The sequence below is a fragment of the Rhodococcus ruber genome (assembly GCF_027270735.1).
Lineage (GTDB): Bacteria > Actinomycetota > Actinomycetes > Mycobacteriales > Mycobacteriaceae > Rhodococcoides > Rhodococcoides rubrum_A.
The window spans coordinates 103,793-120,527 of the sequence record NZ_JAPWIJ010000005.1; the positions used below are offsets into that span (position 1 = coordinate 103,793).

General features: G+C 62.2%; 18 protein-coding genes. 8 read left to right on the forward strand and 10 right to left on the reverse strand.

Annotated features, from left to right (window positions below; genetic code table 11):
• Positions 1 to 87 precede the first annotated feature (87 nt).
• The 5 genes from O4220_RS12890 to O4220_RS12910 all read right to left on the reverse strand — a co-directional run bounded on the left by O4220_RS12890 (position 88) and on the right by O4220_RS12910 (position 3,707).
• A complete protein-coding gene (locus O4220_RS12890; protein ID WP_269604783.1) occupies positions 88 to 372 on the reverse strand; it encodes an antibiotic biosynthesis monooxygenase family protein in 285 nt (94 codons plus the stop codon).
• A gap of 31 nt (positions 373 to 403) precedes the next feature.
• Complete coding sequence (locus O4220_RS12895) at positions 404 to 895, reverse strand: flavin reductase family protein (RefSeq protein ID WP_269604784.1); 492 nt, start codon at positions 893 to 895, stop codon at positions 404 to 406.
• A 16-nt stretch (positions 896 to 911) separates the two neighbouring features.
• Complete coding sequence (locus O4220_RS12900; protein ID WP_269604785.1) at positions 912 to 2,111, reverse strand: acyl-CoA dehydrogenase family protein; 1,200 nt, start codon at positions 2,109 to 2,111, stop codon at positions 912 to 914.
• Positions 2,112 to 2,259: 148 nt separating this feature from the next.
• A complete protein-coding gene (locus tag O4220_RS12905) occupies positions 2,260 to 3,126 on the reverse strand; it encodes a DODA-type extradiol aromatic ring-opening family dioxygenase (protein ID WP_269604786.1) in 867 nt (288 codons plus the stop codon).
• Between the two features lie 8 nt (positions 3,127 to 3,134).
• Positions 3,135 to 3,707, reverse strand: coding sequence for an NADPH-dependent F420 reductase (locus tag O4220_RS12910; protein WP_269604787.1), 573 nt, complete (start codon positions 3,705 to 3,707; stop codon positions 3,135 to 3,137).
• Between the two features lie 109 nt (positions 3,708 to 3,816).
• Between O4220_RS12910 and O4220_RS12915 the strand changes: the two genes are divergently transcribed.
• The 3 genes from O4220_RS12915 to O4220_RS12925 all read left to right on the forward strand — a co-directional run bounded on the left by O4220_RS12915 (position 3,817) and on the right by O4220_RS12925 (position 6,902).
• Positions 3,817 to 4,305, forward strand: a complete 489-nt coding sequence (locus O4220_RS12915; protein ID WP_269604788.1) for a MarR family winged helix-turn-helix transcriptional regulator — start codon at positions 3,817 to 3,819, stop codon at positions 4,303 to 4,305.
• 156 nt (positions 4,306 to 4,461) lie between these two features.
• Complete coding sequence (locus O4220_RS12920; protein WP_269604789.1) at positions 4,462 to 5,403, forward strand: NAD(P)H-binding protein; 942 nt, start codon at positions 4,462 to 4,464, stop codon at positions 5,401 to 5,403.
• 137 nt (positions 5,404 to 5,540) lie between these two features.
• Positions 5,541 to 6,902: an MFS transporter gene (locus tag O4220_RS12925; protein ID WP_269604790.1), complete on the forward strand. Its 1,362-nt coding sequence runs from the start codon at positions 5,541 to 5,543 to the stop codon at positions 6,900 to 6,902.
• A gap of 119 nt (positions 6,903 to 7,021) precedes the next feature.
• Here O4220_RS12925 and O4220_RS12930 read toward each other — a convergent pair whose 3' ends face one another.
• Both O4220_RS12930 and O4220_RS12935 read right to left on the reverse strand, forming a co-directional pair.
• Positions 7,022 to 7,564 carry a winged helix-turn-helix transcriptional regulator gene (locus O4220_RS12930; protein ID WP_269604791.1) on the reverse strand — a complete coding sequence of 181 codons (543 nt, stop codon included), beginning with the start codon at positions 7,562 to 7,564 and terminating at the stop codon, positions 7,022 to 7,024.
• Positions 7,565 to 7,743: 179 nt separating this feature from the next.
• Positions 7,744 to 8,958, reverse strand: coding sequence for a 12-oxophytodienoate reductase (locus tag O4220_RS12935; RefSeq protein ID WP_269604792.1), 1,215 nt, complete (start codon positions 8,956 to 8,958; stop codon positions 7,744 to 7,746).
• A gap of 253 nt (positions 8,959 to 9,211) precedes the next feature.
• On the opposite strand from O4220_RS12935, the gene O4220_RS12940 reads away from it, so the two are divergent.
• Positions 9,212 to 10,147, forward strand: a complete 936-nt coding sequence (locus O4220_RS12940; protein ID WP_269604793.1) for an SDR family oxidoreductase — start codon at positions 9,212 to 9,214, stop codon at positions 10,145 to 10,147.
• 458 nt (positions 10,148 to 10,605) lie between these two features.
• A complete protein-coding gene (locus O4220_RS12945) occupies positions 10,606 to 10,740 on the forward strand; it encodes a carboxylesterase family protein (RefSeq protein WP_269604794.1) in 135 nt (44 codons plus the stop codon).
• Positions 10,741 to 10,921: 181 nt separating this feature from the next.
• On the opposite strand, the gene O4220_RS12950 is transcribed toward O4220_RS12945, so the two are convergent.
• From O4220_RS12950 to O4220_RS12960, 3 genes are all read right to left on the reverse strand, one after another.
• Positions 10,922 to 11,254, reverse strand: coding sequence for a YciI family protein (locus O4220_RS12950; protein ID WP_269604795.1), 333 nt, complete (start codon positions 11,252 to 11,254; stop codon positions 10,922 to 10,924).
• Positions 11,255 to 11,527: 273 nt separating this feature from the next.
• Positions 11,528 to 12,166 carry an SRPBCC family protein gene (locus tag O4220_RS12955; protein WP_269604796.1) on the reverse strand — a complete coding sequence of 213 codons (639 nt, stop codon included), beginning with the start codon at positions 12,164 to 12,166 and terminating at the stop codon, positions 11,528 to 11,530.
• 33 nt (positions 12,167 to 12,199) lie between these two features.
• On the reverse strand, positions 12,200 to 12,565 hold the full coding sequence (locus O4220_RS12960; RefSeq protein ID WP_269604797.1) for an ArsR/SmtB family transcription factor: 366 nt from the start codon (positions 12,563 to 12,565) through the stop codon (positions 12,200 to 12,202).
• 213 nt (positions 12,566 to 12,778) lie between these two features.
• On the opposite strand from O4220_RS12960, the gene O4220_RS12965 reads away from it, so the two are divergent.
• The 3 genes from O4220_RS12965 to O4220_RS12975 all read left to right on the forward strand — a co-directional run bounded on the left by O4220_RS12965 (position 12,779) and on the right by O4220_RS12975 (position 16,526).
• Complete coding sequence (locus O4220_RS12965; protein WP_269604798.1) at positions 12,779 to 13,753, forward strand: iron-siderophore ABC transporter substrate-binding protein; 975 nt, start codon at positions 12,779 to 12,781, stop codon at positions 13,751 to 13,753.
• Between the two features lie 1,517 nt (positions 13,754 to 15,270).
• Complete coding sequence (locus O4220_RS12970; protein ID WP_269604799.1) at positions 15,271 to 15,783, forward strand: DUF4863 family protein; 513 nt, start codon at positions 15,271 to 15,273, stop codon at positions 15,781 to 15,783.
• A gap of 62 nt (positions 15,784 to 15,845) precedes the next feature.
• On the forward strand, positions 15,846 to 16,526 hold the full coding sequence (locus tag O4220_RS12975) for a nitroreductase (RefSeq protein ID WP_269604800.1): 681 nt from the start codon (positions 15,846 to 15,848) through the stop codon (positions 16,524 to 16,526).
• The last annotated feature ends 209 nt before the right edge of the window (positions 16,527 to 16,735 follow it).

The following is a 16,735-nucleotide window of genomic DNA, read 5'->3' on the forward strand; positions in this document are numbered from 1 at the left end:
GAAGTATCTGACAAATATTAAAAAGACGCCCCTGTCATACATTTGAGGTATGCCAGGGGCGTCGGTCGGGCGAACAGCTGTCGGCGTCTACAGCGCGTAGTGGACTACTCGGGGCGGCCCCGCGCACAGCGGCTGTAGGACGTCACGAACCCGTGCTCCCGCATCGGAGTTCGCAAATGCGACGGTGTGGTCCTCCAGCCGATTCCAATGCGCCACCATCAGGTATGTCCCTGGCCGGTCGACGCTGGCGTGGAGACGCGCTTCTGTACATCCGGGCGCGCTCAGAAGGAGCGTCCGGACGGTCGAGAACGACGATTCGAGGTCGGCCTCACGGCCCGGCAACACCTCGATCTCGACATGTTCGGCAATCATGATTGCCGGGCCATTCCATCGCCCGCGATCGTCATGAGCGGCCCGACATGTCGACGAAACTGCCCCGCAGAAAGATCAACGGTTGCTCGGCGTCTCGTTTGACGAGGTCGAGCACCTTGCCCACGACGTGCAGGTGATCGCCGATCCGGTCCACCCGGTACGGCGCGCATTCGATGGTGACGGTCGCACCGTCGAGGAGCGGCACCCCCCGGTCGGAGCTTTCCCACTCGACGCCGGCGAACCGGTCCTGCCCACGTCGCGAGAACGCTCGACACATCTCCTGCGACTTCGACCCCAGAACGTTGATCCCGAAGTACTCGGCCTCGGCGATCACCGGCCATGTCGTCGACCCGAGATCGACGTAGAAGGCAACGAGGCGCGGTTCGAGCGAGACGGAGGTGAAGGTGCCTACCGTCATGCCGGCAGGCCCGGCGTCGGTTGTCGCAGTGATGATGGAAACGGACGTCGGGATGTGGCCCATCACCTGGCGGTAGGCCTCTGGCCCAATGGTTTTGTCGGTCACTGCTGCCACCGTCATCTCAGAGTCCGATGGTCGGATCGTAGTTGCCGAGCAGCTGGCGGCCGTAGGCCTCGCGACCGATCTCGGGAGTGACCAGCGCGTGGCGGGCTGCGGTCTCACTGTCGCGCCAGATCCGTCCGAGTACGTTGACGTCGGCGAAAGAGCCGGCACCGTTCGCGGTGAGTAGGTAGTCGATCTCTTCCTTGACCAATTCGGCCACCACACCGGTGTCGTTACGAATACGCGCCAGGATCTCCGGATTCGGTAGCTCGCCCTTCTCTGCAGCACCGTCGATGTCCGAGGCCATGGCGTCGATCAGCAGTTCCGCGAGGCGCAGCTTGGTGGCCGCCCGTGCCACACCGAGCTGATGCGTCGGCGAGTCCTTGGCCTGGCCGTACGCGGTGTACGCGACCGGCTTCTTCGGCAGCTTCTCGCGGGTCAGCTCGAGTGCGTGACGGCCGAGACCGATCTGCGGTGCTACGAGGATGCCTGCCGCGACGGCATTGAACGGCATCGAGGCGACGTGGTCGTCGGTGAACGGTGAACGGAACGTCGAAGCGAACATGTCGGCGACCGGCTGCACACGGTATTCGGGGACGAAGTGATCGTTCACCACGATGGTGTCACTGCCGGTGCCTTGCATGCCTGCCACGTACCAGGTCGGCTCGATCGTAAATGCCTCCGCGGGTACGAGTGCCATACCGGGAGCGCCACCCTCGAGGGTGATGGTGAGGCTGGCCCACTGAGCAGCGAACGAACCGGAGGCGTACGGCCAGCGCCCGCTCACCAGGTAGCCGCCCTCGACCTTCTCGCTCTTGTCGCCGGGAGAGAAAATTCCGCAGATTCGCGCACCGGGATTCGCGCCGAAAACGTCTTCCTGCGCCTGCGTGGTGTTCGTGCTGCCGTACGCCGTCGCGAGCAGTGTCAGCGCCGTGACCCAGCCGGTCGAACCGTCACCGCGAGCGATCTCGGCGACGACGTCGCAGGCCGTCTTGAACGACGTGCCGTGACCGCCGAGGCGCTTGGGCAACATCACGTGGAACAGCCCGGCCGCGGCGATGGCATCGATGACCTCGGGCGAAGTCTTCCGGTTCTTGGTCCCGTCTGCGGCATGCTCACGGATGAGCGGGATCAGTGCGGTGGCGCGAGCCACCAGGTCTGCGTCGGACACCTCGATGACGTCGAGGTCGGCGATTTCGGTACTGGCGAGCTGGGTCATGGCGGGGTCTCTTCCTTCTGAGAGGACGGATCTTCGGGGCTGGTGACCCCGATCACGTCTGGCTACTCAAGGATGTGACGCAGTGCGCACAGCCGCAAGGACACAAAATTCGGAGATCCCATACGCCGAACACATCGAAGCTGGTCGGTCACAACAACTGCAGCGAACGAGTGGAATTTCCGAGGACGAACCGGTCGATCACCGAGGTGGCCGACTCCGGATCGTCGGCCGCCCCGATAGCCAGCAGGAGCGGCACGAAGTGGTCCGACGTGGGGTGCGCAATCCGAACTCCCGGTGCCTTCCGGCGAAAATCCAGAAGCGAGTCGATGTCACCACGACTGACGGCGTCGGCGGCCCACTCGTCGAACGCCGCTGCGTGGGCGACGAGTTCCGGCTGCCGCATCACCGCAAAGCTATGGGTCATGAAGCCGGACCCGATCAACAGAATCCCCTCGTCCCGCAACGGTCGCAGACGGGTACCCAATCGCAGTAGCGCCTCCGGCTCGAGACTCGGCATGGAAAGCTGAACCACTGGGACGTCGGCGGCCGGGTACATAGCCATGAGCGGAACAAATGCGCCATGATCGAGCCCTCGTTCGGTGGATCGATGGACCTCACCGGTGGCCCCGAGCAGACTCGCGAGCCGTCGTGCGAGATCGGTGGCGTCCGGGGTGTCGTACTTCAGCGTGTAGTAGCGGGGGTGAAAACCGCCGAAGTCGTACAGGAGCGGAGTTCCCGCCGCGCTGCCCGACATCGCAGCCGGTGCATTTTCCCAATGGGCAGACACGATCACAATTGCCCTCGGCCTGGGCAAGGAACGGCCCCAGCGATGGAGGTCGTCGAGCCAGATCGGGTCGTCGAGGGTCGGCGGAGCGCCGTGACTGACGAACAATGCAGGCATCGGCCCGTCGCCCGGGCTCCACTCCGGCGTCGTCTGCGCGACGGGAAGGACGCGGGCCAACAGGTCGTCGTAGGCTCCGGCGGGGATATGCCCGGCTGCCGATCCGATGGTCATCTTCCTTGTCACTTCGCGACGGAGAAGCCGCCGGTGAAGGCAATCTTCTCTCCGACGGCGAGCTGCAACTGAAGGTATCCGATTGCTTCGAGTTCGCGTGCGGCGGTCAGCGCACCGACATCGATCGCCTGCGCTCCACCCGCTGCAATAGCCTGCACCACAGCATCTTTGGCGTGGACATCGTCACCCGCAACAAGCACTGTCGTGGCGTTCGCACCGACAGACCCACTGGCAAGAGTAGCCGCGAAAGTGGTGTTGAAAGCCTTGACCACCGACGTGTCAGGAAGCTGTTCAGCGAGCTGGGCCGCAGCCGAGCTGTCGGCTGGAACGGCCAGGCGGAAGGTCTCGAAGTCGATCGGGTTGCTGATGTCGACCAGGATCTTGCCTGCGAATTTCTCGCTGTACGCGGAAATGATGTCACCGAATGCCGAGTAGGGCGCCGCAAGCACGACGATCTCGCCGTCCACCTCGGTGGGGGCGGTGTGGGAATCGATCTGCTGGACATCGATGCCACCGGCCGTGAAGATTGCCGCGATGGCTTTGCCCATGTTGCCGTTGCCAAAAATCGTTGCAGTAGTCATAGTTTCGTCTCCCAGTTCGGATGGCCTCCACGAATTAACTTTCCGCGGCAAGTGAAATCTTGCTCCTCGAAACTTTCCGTGTCAAGTGAATTCCCGCTAAGCTCGCCGGATGACGAAGGATGGAACTCGCTGGCTCGACGAGAACGAGGCGGCCGCCTGGATGCCCCTGATGTCCACCATCATGTGGCTACCTGTCGCGCTCGACACGCAGCTTCGTCGGGACGCCGGAATCACACATATCGAATACGGCGTGCTGTCCAGCCTGTCCACGGCGGCCGAACGAACGATGCGCCTGCGCGAACTGGCGCGAATCGCCAACAGCACATTGTCCCGCCTGTCGAAGGTCGTCGACCGACTCGCCGATAGGGGGTGGGTGGAGCGCAGGCCTGACCCCGAGGACGGCCGCAGCACCTTGGCAACCTTGACTGACCAGGGGTGGCAAAAGGTGCGCGACACTGCGCCAGGGCACGTGGAACGAGTGCGCGAATTGGTGTTCGACCGACTCACCGGCACCGAAGTGGCACAACTGGGGGCAATCGCGTCGACGCTCGCGTCTGCCGTCGGAGTGGACGGAGCGTGCGCCGACAAAGGACGCTGACGCCGCCACCTGCAGTAATGCTCCGTGCGTATGACGTGCCTCACGATCTTGGCTGTGGACCTCCCCGCCCGACGGTGGTCGGATGTAGCCCACGTCACAAACAGTGGACGCGGCAGCGGTCGGACGCAATTCCACCGCCCACCACAAGGAGCACACATGAGTCGAATCATCATCAGCGGGGCGTCGGGCGATCTTGGACGCCGAGTCACGGGCCTTCTCCTCGCAGCCGACCCGGACCGAGAGCTGATCCTTACGACACGGACGCCGGAGAAGCTGGCTCACCTGAAGTCGGACACGATCCAGATCAGACACAGCGACTACCAATATCCGAACACCGTCCGAGACGCCTACGAGGGCGGTGACATCCTCTTTCTCATCAGCGGACTCAACCTCGGTCGCCGAGTGTCCGAGCACCGCGGCGCGATCGAAGCAGCGCTCCATGCAGGCGTCGGCCACGTCGTCTATACCTCGGTGGGAGGAGTGCAACCAGGCAACCCGGCGCTGTCTGCGATCGACCATTGCCAGACCGAAGCCGACATGCGTGAATCGGGTTTGAAGTACACCTTCCTGCGCAATCACCTGTACGCCGAGATCGTGAGCAATATTCTGGTTGCTCCGGCCGTCCCAGGCGGGGTCCTCTCGCAAGCGACCGGTGACGGGTACTTCGCGCCGGTTGCGAAGGACGACGTCGCCCGTTGCGCCGCAGCGTGTCTCATGGCACCGGATCTTCACACCGGACGCGTGTACGAGATCACCGGCCCAGAACTCCTGAACTTCTATCAGATCGCTGCCATGGCATCGGAGATTCACGCGGCACCCCTCGAGTACCGACCGGTCACCGAGCACCAGCGCCTCGAATTCTTCGACGCCGTCGGCATCCCTCGTACCTACGATCCCAACATGCCGCCAAGCCCGGACGGCCACCTGTGGGCGAGCGACGAATTGGTTTCAGCCGAAGTTGGCTTGGCAGAGGGCTTTCAGGCCTTGATGAGCCAACACGTCAAGCAGATCACCGGGCGTGACCCCGAGCCCCTGCGCTCTGTGATGGACCGCGTTCGCGAAGTGCGCTACGACAAGATCGACGCGACCGTCGCGTGACCTCGGGTCGGAGGCGGCCTCGCGGGGAACGCGATTTTCGCGTTGCCGCTTCCGGCACCATGCGCAACACCAGACAGTTGCGCCGTTCACCCCATGCCTGACCAAGGCGTCGAATACCCAGTGATGGAGCTGAGGATATGAGCATCCCCGTCGAGCCGAGCGCGACCGAGCAGTCGCCCCGTGCGGAGTCACCCGTCGCCGATGGCCACCTACGAAAGAAGCAGATTCGACGGGTGGTGTTCTCGAGTTATTTGGGTAGCACCATCGAGTACTACGACTTTCTGCTGTACGCGACGGCAGCGGCGATCGTGTTCGCGCCGGTCTTCTTCTCGGACCTATCGGCGGTAGCGGGCACCATCGCGTCACTGGGAACTTTTGCGGCCGGGTATCTCGCTCGCCCGTTGGGCGGAGTGATTTTCGGGCACTTCGGAGATCGCTACGGTCGCAAGTCGATGCTGCTCGTGTCGATGTCGGTGATGGGCGCGGCATCGTTCCTGATCGGGCTGGTACCGCCTGCGTCCATGATCGGTTCATGGGGCGCAATCATTCTGGTCATACTGCGGGTAGGGCAGGGCATCGCCATCGGGGGCGAATGGGGCGGTGCCACACTCATGTCACTCGAGCACTCGGACAACCGTGGGCGCGGATTCGCCGCAGCGTTCACCAATGCGGGAGCCCCGACAGGTTCGTTGCTGGGCACGATCGCTCTTGCCGTGGTGGCACTGCTGCCCGAAGAGCAATTCCTCTCGTGGGGATGGCGAATCCCGTTCTTGCTTTCCGCAGTTCTGTTGGCGCTCGGGCTGTTCATCAGAAGCCGAGTAGCGGAGAGCCCGGTGTTCGAGGAGGCACTCGCCATTCGGGACGTGACCGAGGCCTCGGCAGCTCCCCTCATGCAGGTACTGCGTCGGCCGAAGAACGTGATCCTGGTGGCCGGCGGGTGCATGGCCGGCGTCGCGATTCAGATCATGTTCGCTACCTTCGGAATCGGCTATGCAACCAAGTCCGGTGTAGCACGCTCCGACGTCCTCATCGGATTCGCGATCTGCCAATTCCTCGCTATCTTCGCCCTGCTCGGCTTTGCTCGACTGTCGGACCGCGTCGGCCGCCGGCCGGTGATGCTCGCCGGCTTGGCCGGGTTCGCAGTATGCGTCTTCCCGATTCTTTCCATGCTCGCCTCCGGTGACGCCGTACTCGTGGGCATCGCGTTCGTGTTGGGCTTCAGCGTGTTTCAGTCGGCTACCTTCGGACCGATGGCCGCGTACATAGCCGAACAGTTCGGCACATCCGCCCGTTACACCGGCGCTTCACTCGGCTACCAAGCGGCCACCCTCCTCGGGGCAGGCTTCACCCCGGTGATCCTCGTGTCACTTCAGGCGGCCGCAGGGGGAAGCGTTCACCTGGTGGCGGGGTTCATGATTGCGCTCGCCGTGGTCAGCGCCGTCTTCATTGCCTTCACCACCGAAAGCAAAGATCGAGACCTCGCTACCTACCAGCACTGAGTCGAGATCGAACCTACCCTCCCCACGCTGTAACTCAGCGAGACAGTTCGGGCCGTGATCGGTGGATAACGTTGCCCAATACACCGCACCTTTATCCGCCGTTCACGGAAACCTTTGGGTCAGTTCGCGTCCGCGCGATCGATGGCACTACCGTCGAACAGTACCCGTGCACGGTCGATCTCACTGGAGTGCTCGAAACCCCAGCCGATCAGATTCATGACGAGGTCGGACAGTTCACAGCCCAGGGGGGTCAGGGTGTACTCGACATGCCTTCGGACGTCCGCGACCACCGTTCGCGTGTACATACCGTCCCGTTCTAGCATCCGGAGATTGTGGGTAAGCACTTTCTGCGACATCGGGTGAGAGGGATCCAGCGTTGCCAGCAGTCGTCGCATGGCAGACGGACGCAGGGGGCCGACGCGCGAGATGACCAAAAGCCAATTGCGCCAATAGTTTCCGACGTGGCCGACCACGCCGACAACCGGCGCAGTCCTGTCCCTGTCGAATTCGGTGAGCGCGGACGCCAGGTTCCGGAAAAGCTCCTCGGACTCGACGGAGGCGGCCTCGACACCACTCAGAATGCGTCCGATATCGAACATGATCAGATCCACCGGCGACGGATCGGCCGGCGAATGAGTGGTGATCGTGTGCTCGGCCTCCATGTCGCTATCCTTCCCTACCTGTATCCGTCTCCAGCGCTTCGTATTTCGCAGCTCGATATTGCGCGAACACTACTCCAACGAACGAGAACGGCGTGGCTCTTTCGAGCGCGACCGATGGGCCGCCTGGAGGGTCGACCCTCCCGTAGATTGGAGAGGTCACGAGATCACCTGCTTGGATCTCAGTCCCCCTTGCGGGATTGATCGACCAGTTGGCCTTCGTGCGAGTAGCTTTCGTAGGCTTCGGCAAGATCGCGATACTTCTTGAAGTCGCGAAGATTCTCGTAGTCTCCGCGCCTGACGCGGTCGACGAAGTCTGGATTGGAAATCTGTGCGCGACCGACCCCGATCATGTCGAAGTCACCTGCGTCCAGGCCTTGGCGTACTCGTACGACGTCGTCCTCGACCTGTAGCACGGGTTCCTTGTCGTCGAAGACATCGCTGGCCAAGTCGGTGGAGAGCCCCACGCTGCCGATTGTCATGACCGGCAGGTCGGTCATCGTCTTGACCCAGGATGCGACGCTTCGCCGCGGGTCGAGTAATGGCCATCCGGGTGCGTCGAATCGTCGCGCCGATATGTGGAAGACGTTGGCTCCGGCCTGCTCCAGACGAGTAAGGAACGGTCCCAGATCATCCGGGTGCTGCGCAATCCTGGCACCGTAATCCACTTCCTTCCACTGTGAGAAGCGCACCGAAATGATGAAGTCCGGCCCGGTAGCCGCACGAATTGCGCTGATGATCTCGGCAGGGAAGGAAGCGCGCTCGACGAGTGTTCCGCCGCCGTATTCGTCACTGCGGAGGTTCGTTTCGTGCCACAGGAACAGGTCGAGAAGGTAGCCGTGCGCACAGTGCAATTCGATCCCGTGAGCACCGAGCCCCTTGGCGATGACAGCGCTGTCCACGTACGCGTTCTTGGTGTCCTGCAGGTCCTGCGTTGTCATGGCCACACCGTTCGGCCGTCCCTCTTGAATGAGTCCCGAAGGGCTCCAAGCAGGGTGGTCCGGGTAAGGATTCTCGATACCATCGACGACGAGACGAAGGGCTCCGGGGTGCCACAGTTGCATCAGTAGAACCACATCGCCAGTATCGAGCACCTCTCGAACTACGTGTCCCCACTCATCGGCGGTCTCTTTCCCCAGAATACTGAACGCGGGCTGCCAATAACTGGCCGGATGCTCAGGTGCCGCCCCCTCCGTGATGATGACTCCGGGGCCGTTGTCCGCAGTGTTGCGCAGGGTCTTCGCCATACCGACGGTCGGCTTGTAACCGCGAGAGCCTCGTTGCATCGCCGGCAGGAAGAACCTGTTGCGAACCGGAGTCTTGTTCAGCACCAGTGGTGAGAAGAGCGCGTCGGCGGTGGGGCGGTTCCCATCGAATAGAGTCGAATTTGGTTGCATGTGAGTGCCTTTCGGTAGCGAGAGTGATCGCACATCACGTTACGTCCGTCACATTTATCTTGACAATTGGGAACCTTTTAGTTCCCGGTTTCTTCGTCTGAGTGGCGTCATAGCTGTCACCCGACGCCGAATTCAGCCGTGTCGCTCATGCGTTTCACACATGGCAACCGGCAATTACCTGGTGTTGTCCATCTCACACTGCCCGTCCAGGATAGTCAGGACTACAGCTCATCGATTCCATGGAGGTAATTTCGTGACCCGGATTGTCATCAGCGGAGCTTCAGGCGACTTGGCTCGCCGTGTCGCGCAGCAACTTCTCGCCGCGGACCCGCTTCGGGAACTGATCCTGGTCACTCGCACCCCGGCCAGTATCAGCAATCGGGGCTCGAATGTCGTTGTGCGTGAGGGCGACTTCGAGAGGCCTGAGCTTTTCGAGGAAGCTTACCGCGGTGGCGACGTGCTGCTACTGGTGAGCGGGCTGAACCTCGGTCGCCGCACGCTCGAACATCGCAATGCAATCGAGGCCGCGAAGAAGGCCGGAATCGGCCACATCGTCTACACCTCCGTCGGTGGTGTGCAGTCGGGGAATCCAGCACTATCGGCCGTCGATCACTACCAGACCGAACATGACCTTCGCACAAGTGGACTCGCGTACACGATCATGAGGAATTCGCTGTACGCCGAGATCGTCGGTGCGATCTGGTTGGCACCCGCCGCGCGCCAGGGCAACCTCCAGATGGCCGCAGGTAACGGCTCTCTGGCACCGGTGTCCAAGGTCGATGTCGCGAGGGCCGCTACCGCCGTGTTGGCCGAACCTGCTCGACATACCGGTGCAGTCTACGAAATTACCGGGCCGGATTTATTGACCATGACCGACATTGTTCGGCTCGGATCCGAGGTGCTCGGGTCCGAAATCTCCTACACCCCGGTATCGGAACAGCAGCGGCTCGAATTCTTCGACTCGGTCGGAATGCCGCGAACCTACGACCCGAACATGCCGCTCAGTCCCGAGGGGCACATGTGGGCCAGCGACGAGCTGATCTCGGCGGAGGTAGCGGTCGCCCGCGGATACCAGGCCCTGCTATCGGGACACGTCGAGCAGATAACAGGACAGCGCCCAGCATCGCTGCGCACTGTCCTCGAATCCGTGAAAGACGTTCGATACGACCTGATCGGTTCATCTGCTTGATCGCCCCGAACCCGCTCTCCACTCTATTCGGTCTCAGTTGCCGGAAACTAGAGGCGAAGAGCGCCTACGACGCAGTAGAGGATCTGCAACGAGGGCGATACTCAGCGAATCCGCTCCTATTCTGATGAGCCGCCTTACTGGACCCGACGGGCGATCGTGGACGCAACCATCCTCTGGTGCTCGAGCACAACACCCTGTTCTATGACTTGGTCGAGACGACCCGAACTCTACGTTGGGGGGTCACTCTTGCCGACGACGAAGGGTGCAGACGGGCTCGTCATCGAGCATGTGACGGGTCTAGGGCACCGCGACATCACGATACTGTCGGTACCGTGATGTCGGACGAACGGCGCAGCCCGAGGCGACGGCGCTAGCACGGCACTCCGACGGGGCTACCGCACTTCCTGGGGACTACGTGTTCGGGCCAAGGTTCCGGGAACGTCGGGCTCGCAGACCAATTGGCCGCACTGCGGCGGGCGAACGACAACGCCGAGGCATTCGGCGGCTACCCCGACTCGATTACTGTGCTCGGTGAATCGGCCGGCGGAACCTCGACGTTCGCCACCTCACCTCGCCAACGACCGAAGGGTTGATCGACCGTGCCATCTTCTAGTCCGGATCCTGCCGTCTCGCGTGGCCCGCGGGCACCTTTTTCCCAGGACTCCCCGCGTCGTCGTCTCTGATTTCGTTGTTCGACAGCGAGGCTTACAGTTCTGCGGTGACCTCAGCGAGGTGCATCTCGTCGCCGGCAGTGCGATGAGCGTCGATCAACTCTCACATCTCGAACTCGACGACCTGACGAACGTGAACGGACCCGTATGCAGCGGTCGGAATCTTGGCCGCATACGCAACAGCGGCGTCGAGATCGGCCGCTTCGATCGTGTAATAGCCGGCAACTATCGATCCTGCCGCTTCCGCCTTGCTCGTTACGACAGTGCCATTGTCGACGGTCACCACCACAGCGTCCTCGATCGGATGAAAGCCCGCCTCGTGCAGGGCGATACCCGCTTCGGTGAACTCGGCGTCCAACGTCATCCACTGCTCGACCTCGGCTTCGGTCGGACCGGCTACCGCCGGGTCATACGAGTAGAGGAGGGTGAACTTCATAACTGCTCCTTCGCGAATCGTCACAGCACCCGAATGGGCTCGGATATATGAAAGCAGACAATACGGGCGGAGGAAACTCACCGCACGACACACGTGGAACGTCCGCCGAGCATCCTGCAACAACATCAAAGGTGTAGCCCGAGTCGGTGCGACAACCACGCACGATAGACCACCGCCCGATCGTTCGACTCGAACACGTTCCGGCGCAGCAAGTTTCGACGAAACATCGAGATCCCACTCACCGAGCGCACACCAGGGTTACGTCATCGCCCGTCACCGGTGCACGTAGAACGCGGTGGTGGCCTCCACCGCGGCCGCGACGTGGCCCGGTTCCCCGCCGCCGGCCAGGTGCGCCTCACCCCACGCGGCAGCGCTGCGCCGGCTGAACTCCCGACCGGCGGCCGACGCACCGAACTCCCCGTGCTCGACCACCTCGCCGCCAGAGAGGAAGCTCGCGAGCGTGAGCAGATGCAGGTCCCAGCCGACACCACCCGCACCAGGACCGTAAGTGGGGAACATGGGCTCACCGACGGCCGCAGCATGGACCAGCTCGAACTCGGTGCCTCCGCTCGATCCAGGAGACAGGCGCACCTCGACCTCGCTCGTTCCCGGCCACTCGTCCGCGCCGGGCCCGAACATCCAAGACACCCGCAGCACGCGCGGCGGCTCGCACTCGAGGATCTCGCCGTGCTCGCCGCCGTCGAGCTCGAATGCCCCGCCGAGGCGCAGGTCGCCGGTGACCGGCTTCATCCAGCGACCGATCCGCTCAGGGTTGGTGATGGCGTCCCACACGTCATCGAGGGGCGCGTCGTAGCGACGCGTGAGCTCCATCGTGTAAGCCTCCCCAGCAGGAAGGGTTGCTGTGCCCATTTTCCGGCGGGCCGCGGACAGTTCGTCGAGTACATCTTTCATCGTCGTGCTCCGTCCAGTAGAAAACGCTTGTGCCTAGGCTTCTTCGGCTGCGCCGACGTCGTCGCCGGCAGATCTGCGGGTAGTGCGCTTCCCGCGGGCGAGCTCGGTCTCGAGTGCGTCGAGCCTCTGGTCCCAGAATCTGCGGAACCGGTCCAGCCACGCGTCGACTTCGCTCAACGGCCCGGCCTCCACGGCGTAGAACCGACGAGCCCCCTCTGCCCGTACCGATGCGAACCCCTGCTCACGCAGAACACGCAAATGCTGAGACACAGCAGGCTGCGACACCGCGAACTCGGCCCGTACGACGTCCGTGATCGCGCCCGAAGTTTGCTCACCATCGGCAAGTAACTCCAGAATGCGCCGACGCACCGGATCGCCGAGTACATCGAACGCGTTCACGAAGAAACCATACCAACTTTCGCTTATATAAGAAAGGATTGGCATGAATGGAATGGCGCTCGAGGTCAGGCGATGTAGTCCTCTTGTCCCGTCAGCTCCTGATCCGCAACTACTGGGTCCAGGGCACGAGGACCTCGAGCACCCCCAGTCATCAGGTCCTGAGCGCAGGCGAGGTACCCCATCGACCGTCTTCAGCCCCTACAATTGTCCGTTATGCGTAGGTTGTTCGGTGCTCTGACCGCGGTTGTCGTTGTATCTCTGTTGGGCTGCTCGTCGAGCGAGTCACCCGATCCCGTACCAGCGACGGGCGCGAACACCTCTGCCGAGTTCCCGGTCACGATCGAGGGGGCGCACGGTTCGTCCGTGGTCAGCTCGGAGCCCACCCGAGTGGTCGCGCTGTCGTGGACCGACGCCGACATTCTGCTGTCGCTGGGAGTAACGCCGGTGGCCACCGCCCGAGCCACCGCTACGTCGGGGTTCCAACCGTGGGCCGAGGCCGAGCTGGGCGATCAAGATGCCCCCGCGTTCCTCCAAGGAGCCAATGCCGACCTGTCGATCGAAGACGCGCTCGCCTACGAGCCCGACCTGATCGTCGGGACGAAGGCATTCGGACTCGACACCCGCTACGAACAATTGTCGGCGATAGCGCCCGTCGTGCACTACGACAGCACACCCTCGGCAGAAACCTGGCAGGACGCCACCAGGACGATCGCGGCCGCGCTCGGGCGCAGCGACGACGGTGAGCGGATTATCGCCGACACCGACTCGACGGTCGCCGCTGCCGCAGAGGCCAACCCCGACCTGTCCGGCAAGACGTTCACGTTCTTCGTCGGCCCCACCAACGGCAGTGTCTACGTGGTCAATTCGACCGACGACGCCGGTGCGCAATTTCTCGACTCGCTCGGTATGCGGCCCACCGACTACGCGACCGGGTTGCCGAACAGCTCCATTCCGGGGCGAGCGCAGATCACCTACGAGTACCTGGCAGACAACGATGCCGATCTCGTGATCGCGACGGGGCAACCCGCCGACCTCGACGCTTTCCGAGCGCTCCCCGGTACTGCATCCCTGCCCGCAGTCGCACGCGGGGACTACGTTCCACTCTCTCCGACGGAGGCTCAGTCGATCGCATTCCCGTCGCCACTCAGTCTCGAGTGGGCCACCGGCAACATCGTGCCGAAGTTCTGACTGAACCGTCCCGGGTTTGATGCCGCTTCGTTATTTGTGAAAGATGAAGCACATCGACGCTCTGTGCGGACTCGTGACAACGAGACTCGTTCGTCGCGAACTCGTATCGCCCTCGAGTCAGTAAGACCGTGCAACTGCGGGCTCCACCGCAACGACTTTGCATCTGACGTCAGTTCCAGGACTTCGTCGGCTTCGTCGGACCACCCCGGACCACCGCTTCCGAGCGGTTCCGACGAAAAGTTTGATGCCATCAACCAGCAGCGGGTCCCGTGGGGTGCGCGGGCGGTCCCCCGCTCCATGCGGCCTCCCACTGCTGAGGCACGAGAGTGACGCGCGCAGTAGTTGTGCCGAGTCCGTGCACGCCGGTTTGTGTCCAGATGGACACTAAGGAGGCAGTTGTGACAGCGTTGTGACACTGAACAACAGAAAGCGCCGCACACAAGCGCGTGACCTGGAGAAACACGATTTCATGGCTCAGGAACTCGGCGAACCTCGCGGATCTGAAATCCGCTGTCTCGGTTGTCCACTCAGATCCGTGGGAAGCCACCAAAGTCCACGCTACCACCCGAAAAGCACTGTCCTGGTCCAGAAATCTGGATCCATATGGACCGTGGTGCCCCCAGTCGGACTCGAACCGACACTGTGCGGATTTTAAGTCCCTAGAAGTGGATTCACCTGAACCCCACTGGACTCGATATTTCCTAATTTGCAACGCTTTTCGTGCATCACTGTCCGGGCCAGTCCATGTCCGAACGTACCGACTTGTGACACTCTCGTGACACCGAACTGCCGCCGATCCTCCAACACCGGACAGTCCTGATCGGTGTCGGACAGCCACGGTATCGAGTGGACGGAGAGCATCCTGGCGCACCGACGCTCTGTGCGGACTCGTGACAACGAGACTTATTCGTCGCCAACCCACATCGCCCTCGAATCAGTCGAAAAGTGCAACGGCGAACCCCACCGCATTGATCCAACGGCATGTCGGACAAATGCTGCTCCAGGCGAGGCGTTAACCATCCGGCGATGATACTGACGGAAGCGAACAATTGCCGAGTTGCCAACAACAGACACGATGCCGCCGACGACATCACGCGGAAACGGCAGTTACCGCACCGTCAAGAGGTGTTGACGACGTAAGCGTGTGTCGGTGGCCGGGCTGCGCGATAGTGCAAAGGCTCCGACTATGGAGGAGCGTGTTTCTGACCCGCGGCAAGGGGCTTGCTTAAGCCGGATCGGCGCTGTCGAGGGCCGAGCGGTGCCCGATCTGCCGCGCGATGCTAGACCGCCCGGTCGAGTTCCGGCAATCTGCACCGTCTACAGGAGACCTAGCCTGCTACGAGCAAGCTTCAAAAATTGCCAGCGGCAGTCCTGCGGCAGGCTCTAGCTTCACGACGGTGTCGAGGGCGTTGGCCCACTGGAGTGGTTGCGCCTGATTTACATTACAGAAAGTAGGTGTAATGTTACTCACGATTCCCGGGCGAACCGGGTCACACCCCGACACGAGGTATACGTACATGGACGCACGGCAGCAGCTGATCGATCGCAGTATCCCGTTCCTGCGTGAGGTCAAGAATCGAACAGCAGGAGCGGGGTTGGAAACCTGGCTCAACGAGAATTACGGGCCCGATTCGTCGTTGTACCGCGAACTCGCGACGCTTGTATCAGGCGGGGTGGCCGACGGATGGGCGGCGGACATCGAGGTTCAGGGCCGAGACTACAGACGAAGCCGGATCGCCGAACCCAGCGAAGACCTCAACTACTTCAGTATCACTGCGGTGTACATGAACAGCGTCCCCCCTATGCGTGGGGAGTACCATCAGCACCCGTACGGCGAGCTCAATCTGGTTGTCCCCCTTGATGAAAACGCTGAAATTGCGGGACCGCGCGGCTGGCAAGGGGCTGGGTGGACCGCTCCCGGACCCGGCAGTCACCATTACCCCGAAGTGCGGGGCGGTGCCTTGATCGCGTTGTTCTACCTGCCGGCGGGTCGGATCTCCTATGACATCCGGCCATCGGCCAGCCAATGAGGACGGTGCGGGTGCCGCCGGCGAGTTCGACTACGGCAGACATCGAGTCCAGGGGAAATTCGATGTCTGTCCGCGACGCGCTTACTAGCCGTCGAAGCGTCCGGGCATTTAGACCCGACCCGATCCCGACCGCGATCGTCGAGTCACTATTGGAACTTGCGTCCAGTGCGCCGAGCAACTCGAACACTCAGCCGTGGCGCGTTCACGTAGTCACCGGCGCTGCGAAAGCTGCTCTCACGGCGGCCTTGCTGACGGCTCACGATAACCCAGACAATCTGAGACAGCGTGATTACGAGTACCAACCAAACCCAGAAGATTGGTGCGAGCCGCTGAAAAGCCGACGCCGCCGGTTCGGTGAGACGCTCTATTCCGACGTGCTGGGGATCGACTCGGAAGATACGCCGGCCAGAGTTGAGCATCATCGCCGCAACTACGACTTTTTCGGAGCTCCGGTCGGCATCATCCTCACAGTAAACAGGCATGCACTGGACGGTGCATTGATCGACGCTGGATTGTTCTTGCAGGCGTTGATGATAGCCGCGCGAGCCGCGGGCTTGGACACCTGTCCCCAAGCCTCCTTCATCGACTTCTCGCCGACAATTCGGACGCAGCTAGACATCGATATCGACCAACGCATAGTGTGCGGGCTCGCTTTGGGACACGCTGATGGATCGAATCGTCTCAGCCGCTGTATGACCACCAGGCAACCGGTGTCCACGTTCACGCGTTTCCACAGCAGTTAATTGCCAACGCTGCGTCGCCATTTTACGCCGAACTAATGCCCCCGGCTTGAAGGTCGACTGGCAGCTGTAGGTGGTTGCCATCGATTTTGATCGGTGTCCCGCGGATCGAAATCGAGGCTTAAAGGCAGCCCGGACCACTCGGATCGTATGCGTTCGATCCCGTTGGCCCGAATGCTCTTCTCGAGGCAACGCCCGATGTCGGAGTGCGA

Excerpts from the sequence above, each read along its gene's own strand:
- O4220_RS12890 (WP_269604783.1), bottom strand. The coding sequence starts at position 372 with ATGATTGCCGAACATGTCGAGATCGAGGTGTTGCCGGGCCGTGAGGCC.
- O4220_RS12900 (WP_269604785.1), bottom strand. The coding sequence starts at position 2,111 with ATGACCCAGCTCGCCAGTACCGAAATCGCCGACCTCGACGTCATCGAG.
- O4220_RS12905 (WP_269604786.1), bottom strand. The coding sequence starts at position 3,126 with ATGACCATCGGATCGGCAGCCGGGCATATCCCCGCCGGAGCCTACGAC.
- O4220_RS12910 (WP_269604787.1), bottom strand. The coding sequence starts at position 3,707 with ATGACTACTGCAACGATTTTTGGCAACGGCAACATGGGCAAAGCCATC.
- O4220_RS12915 (WP_269604788.1), top strand. The coding sequence starts at position 3,817 with ATGACGAAGGATGGAACTCGCTGGCTCGACGAGAACGAGGCGGCCGCC.
- O4220_RS12920 (WP_269604789.1), top strand. The coding sequence starts at position 4,462 with ATGAGTCGAATCATCATCAGCGGGGCGTCGGGCGATCTTGGACGCCGA.
- O4220_RS12925 (WP_269604790.1), top strand. The coding sequence starts at position 5,541 with ATGAGCATCCCCGTCGAGCCGAGCGCGACCGAGCAGTCGCCCCGTGCG.
- O4220_RS12930 (WP_269604791.1), bottom strand. The coding sequence starts at position 7,564 with ATGGAGGCCGAGCACACGATCACCACTCATTCGCCGGCCGATCCGTCG.
- O4220_RS12935 (WP_269604792.1), bottom strand. The coding sequence starts at position 8,958 with ATGCAACCAAATTCGACTCTATTCGATGGGAACCGCCCCACCGCCGAC.
- O4220_RS12950 (WP_269604795.1), bottom strand. The coding sequence starts at position 11,254 with ATGAAGTTCACCCTCCTCTACTCGTATGACCCGGCGGTAGCCGGTCCG.
- O4220_RS12955 (WP_269604796.1), bottom strand. The coding sequence starts at position 12,166 with ATGAAAGATGTACTCGACGAACTGTCCGCGGCCCGCCGGAAAATGGGC.
- O4220_RS12965 (WP_269604798.1), top strand. The coding sequence starts at position 12,779 with ATGCGTAGGTTGTTCGGTGCTCTGACCGCGGTTGTCGTTGTATCTCTG.
- O4220_RS12970 (WP_269604799.1), top strand. The coding sequence starts at position 15,271 with ATGGACGCACGGCAGCAGCTGATCGATCGCAGTATCCCGTTCCTGCGT.
- O4220_RS12975 (WP_269604800.1), top strand. The coding sequence starts at position 15,846 with ATGTCTGTCCGCGACGCGCTTACTAGCCGTCGAAGCGTCCGGGCATTT.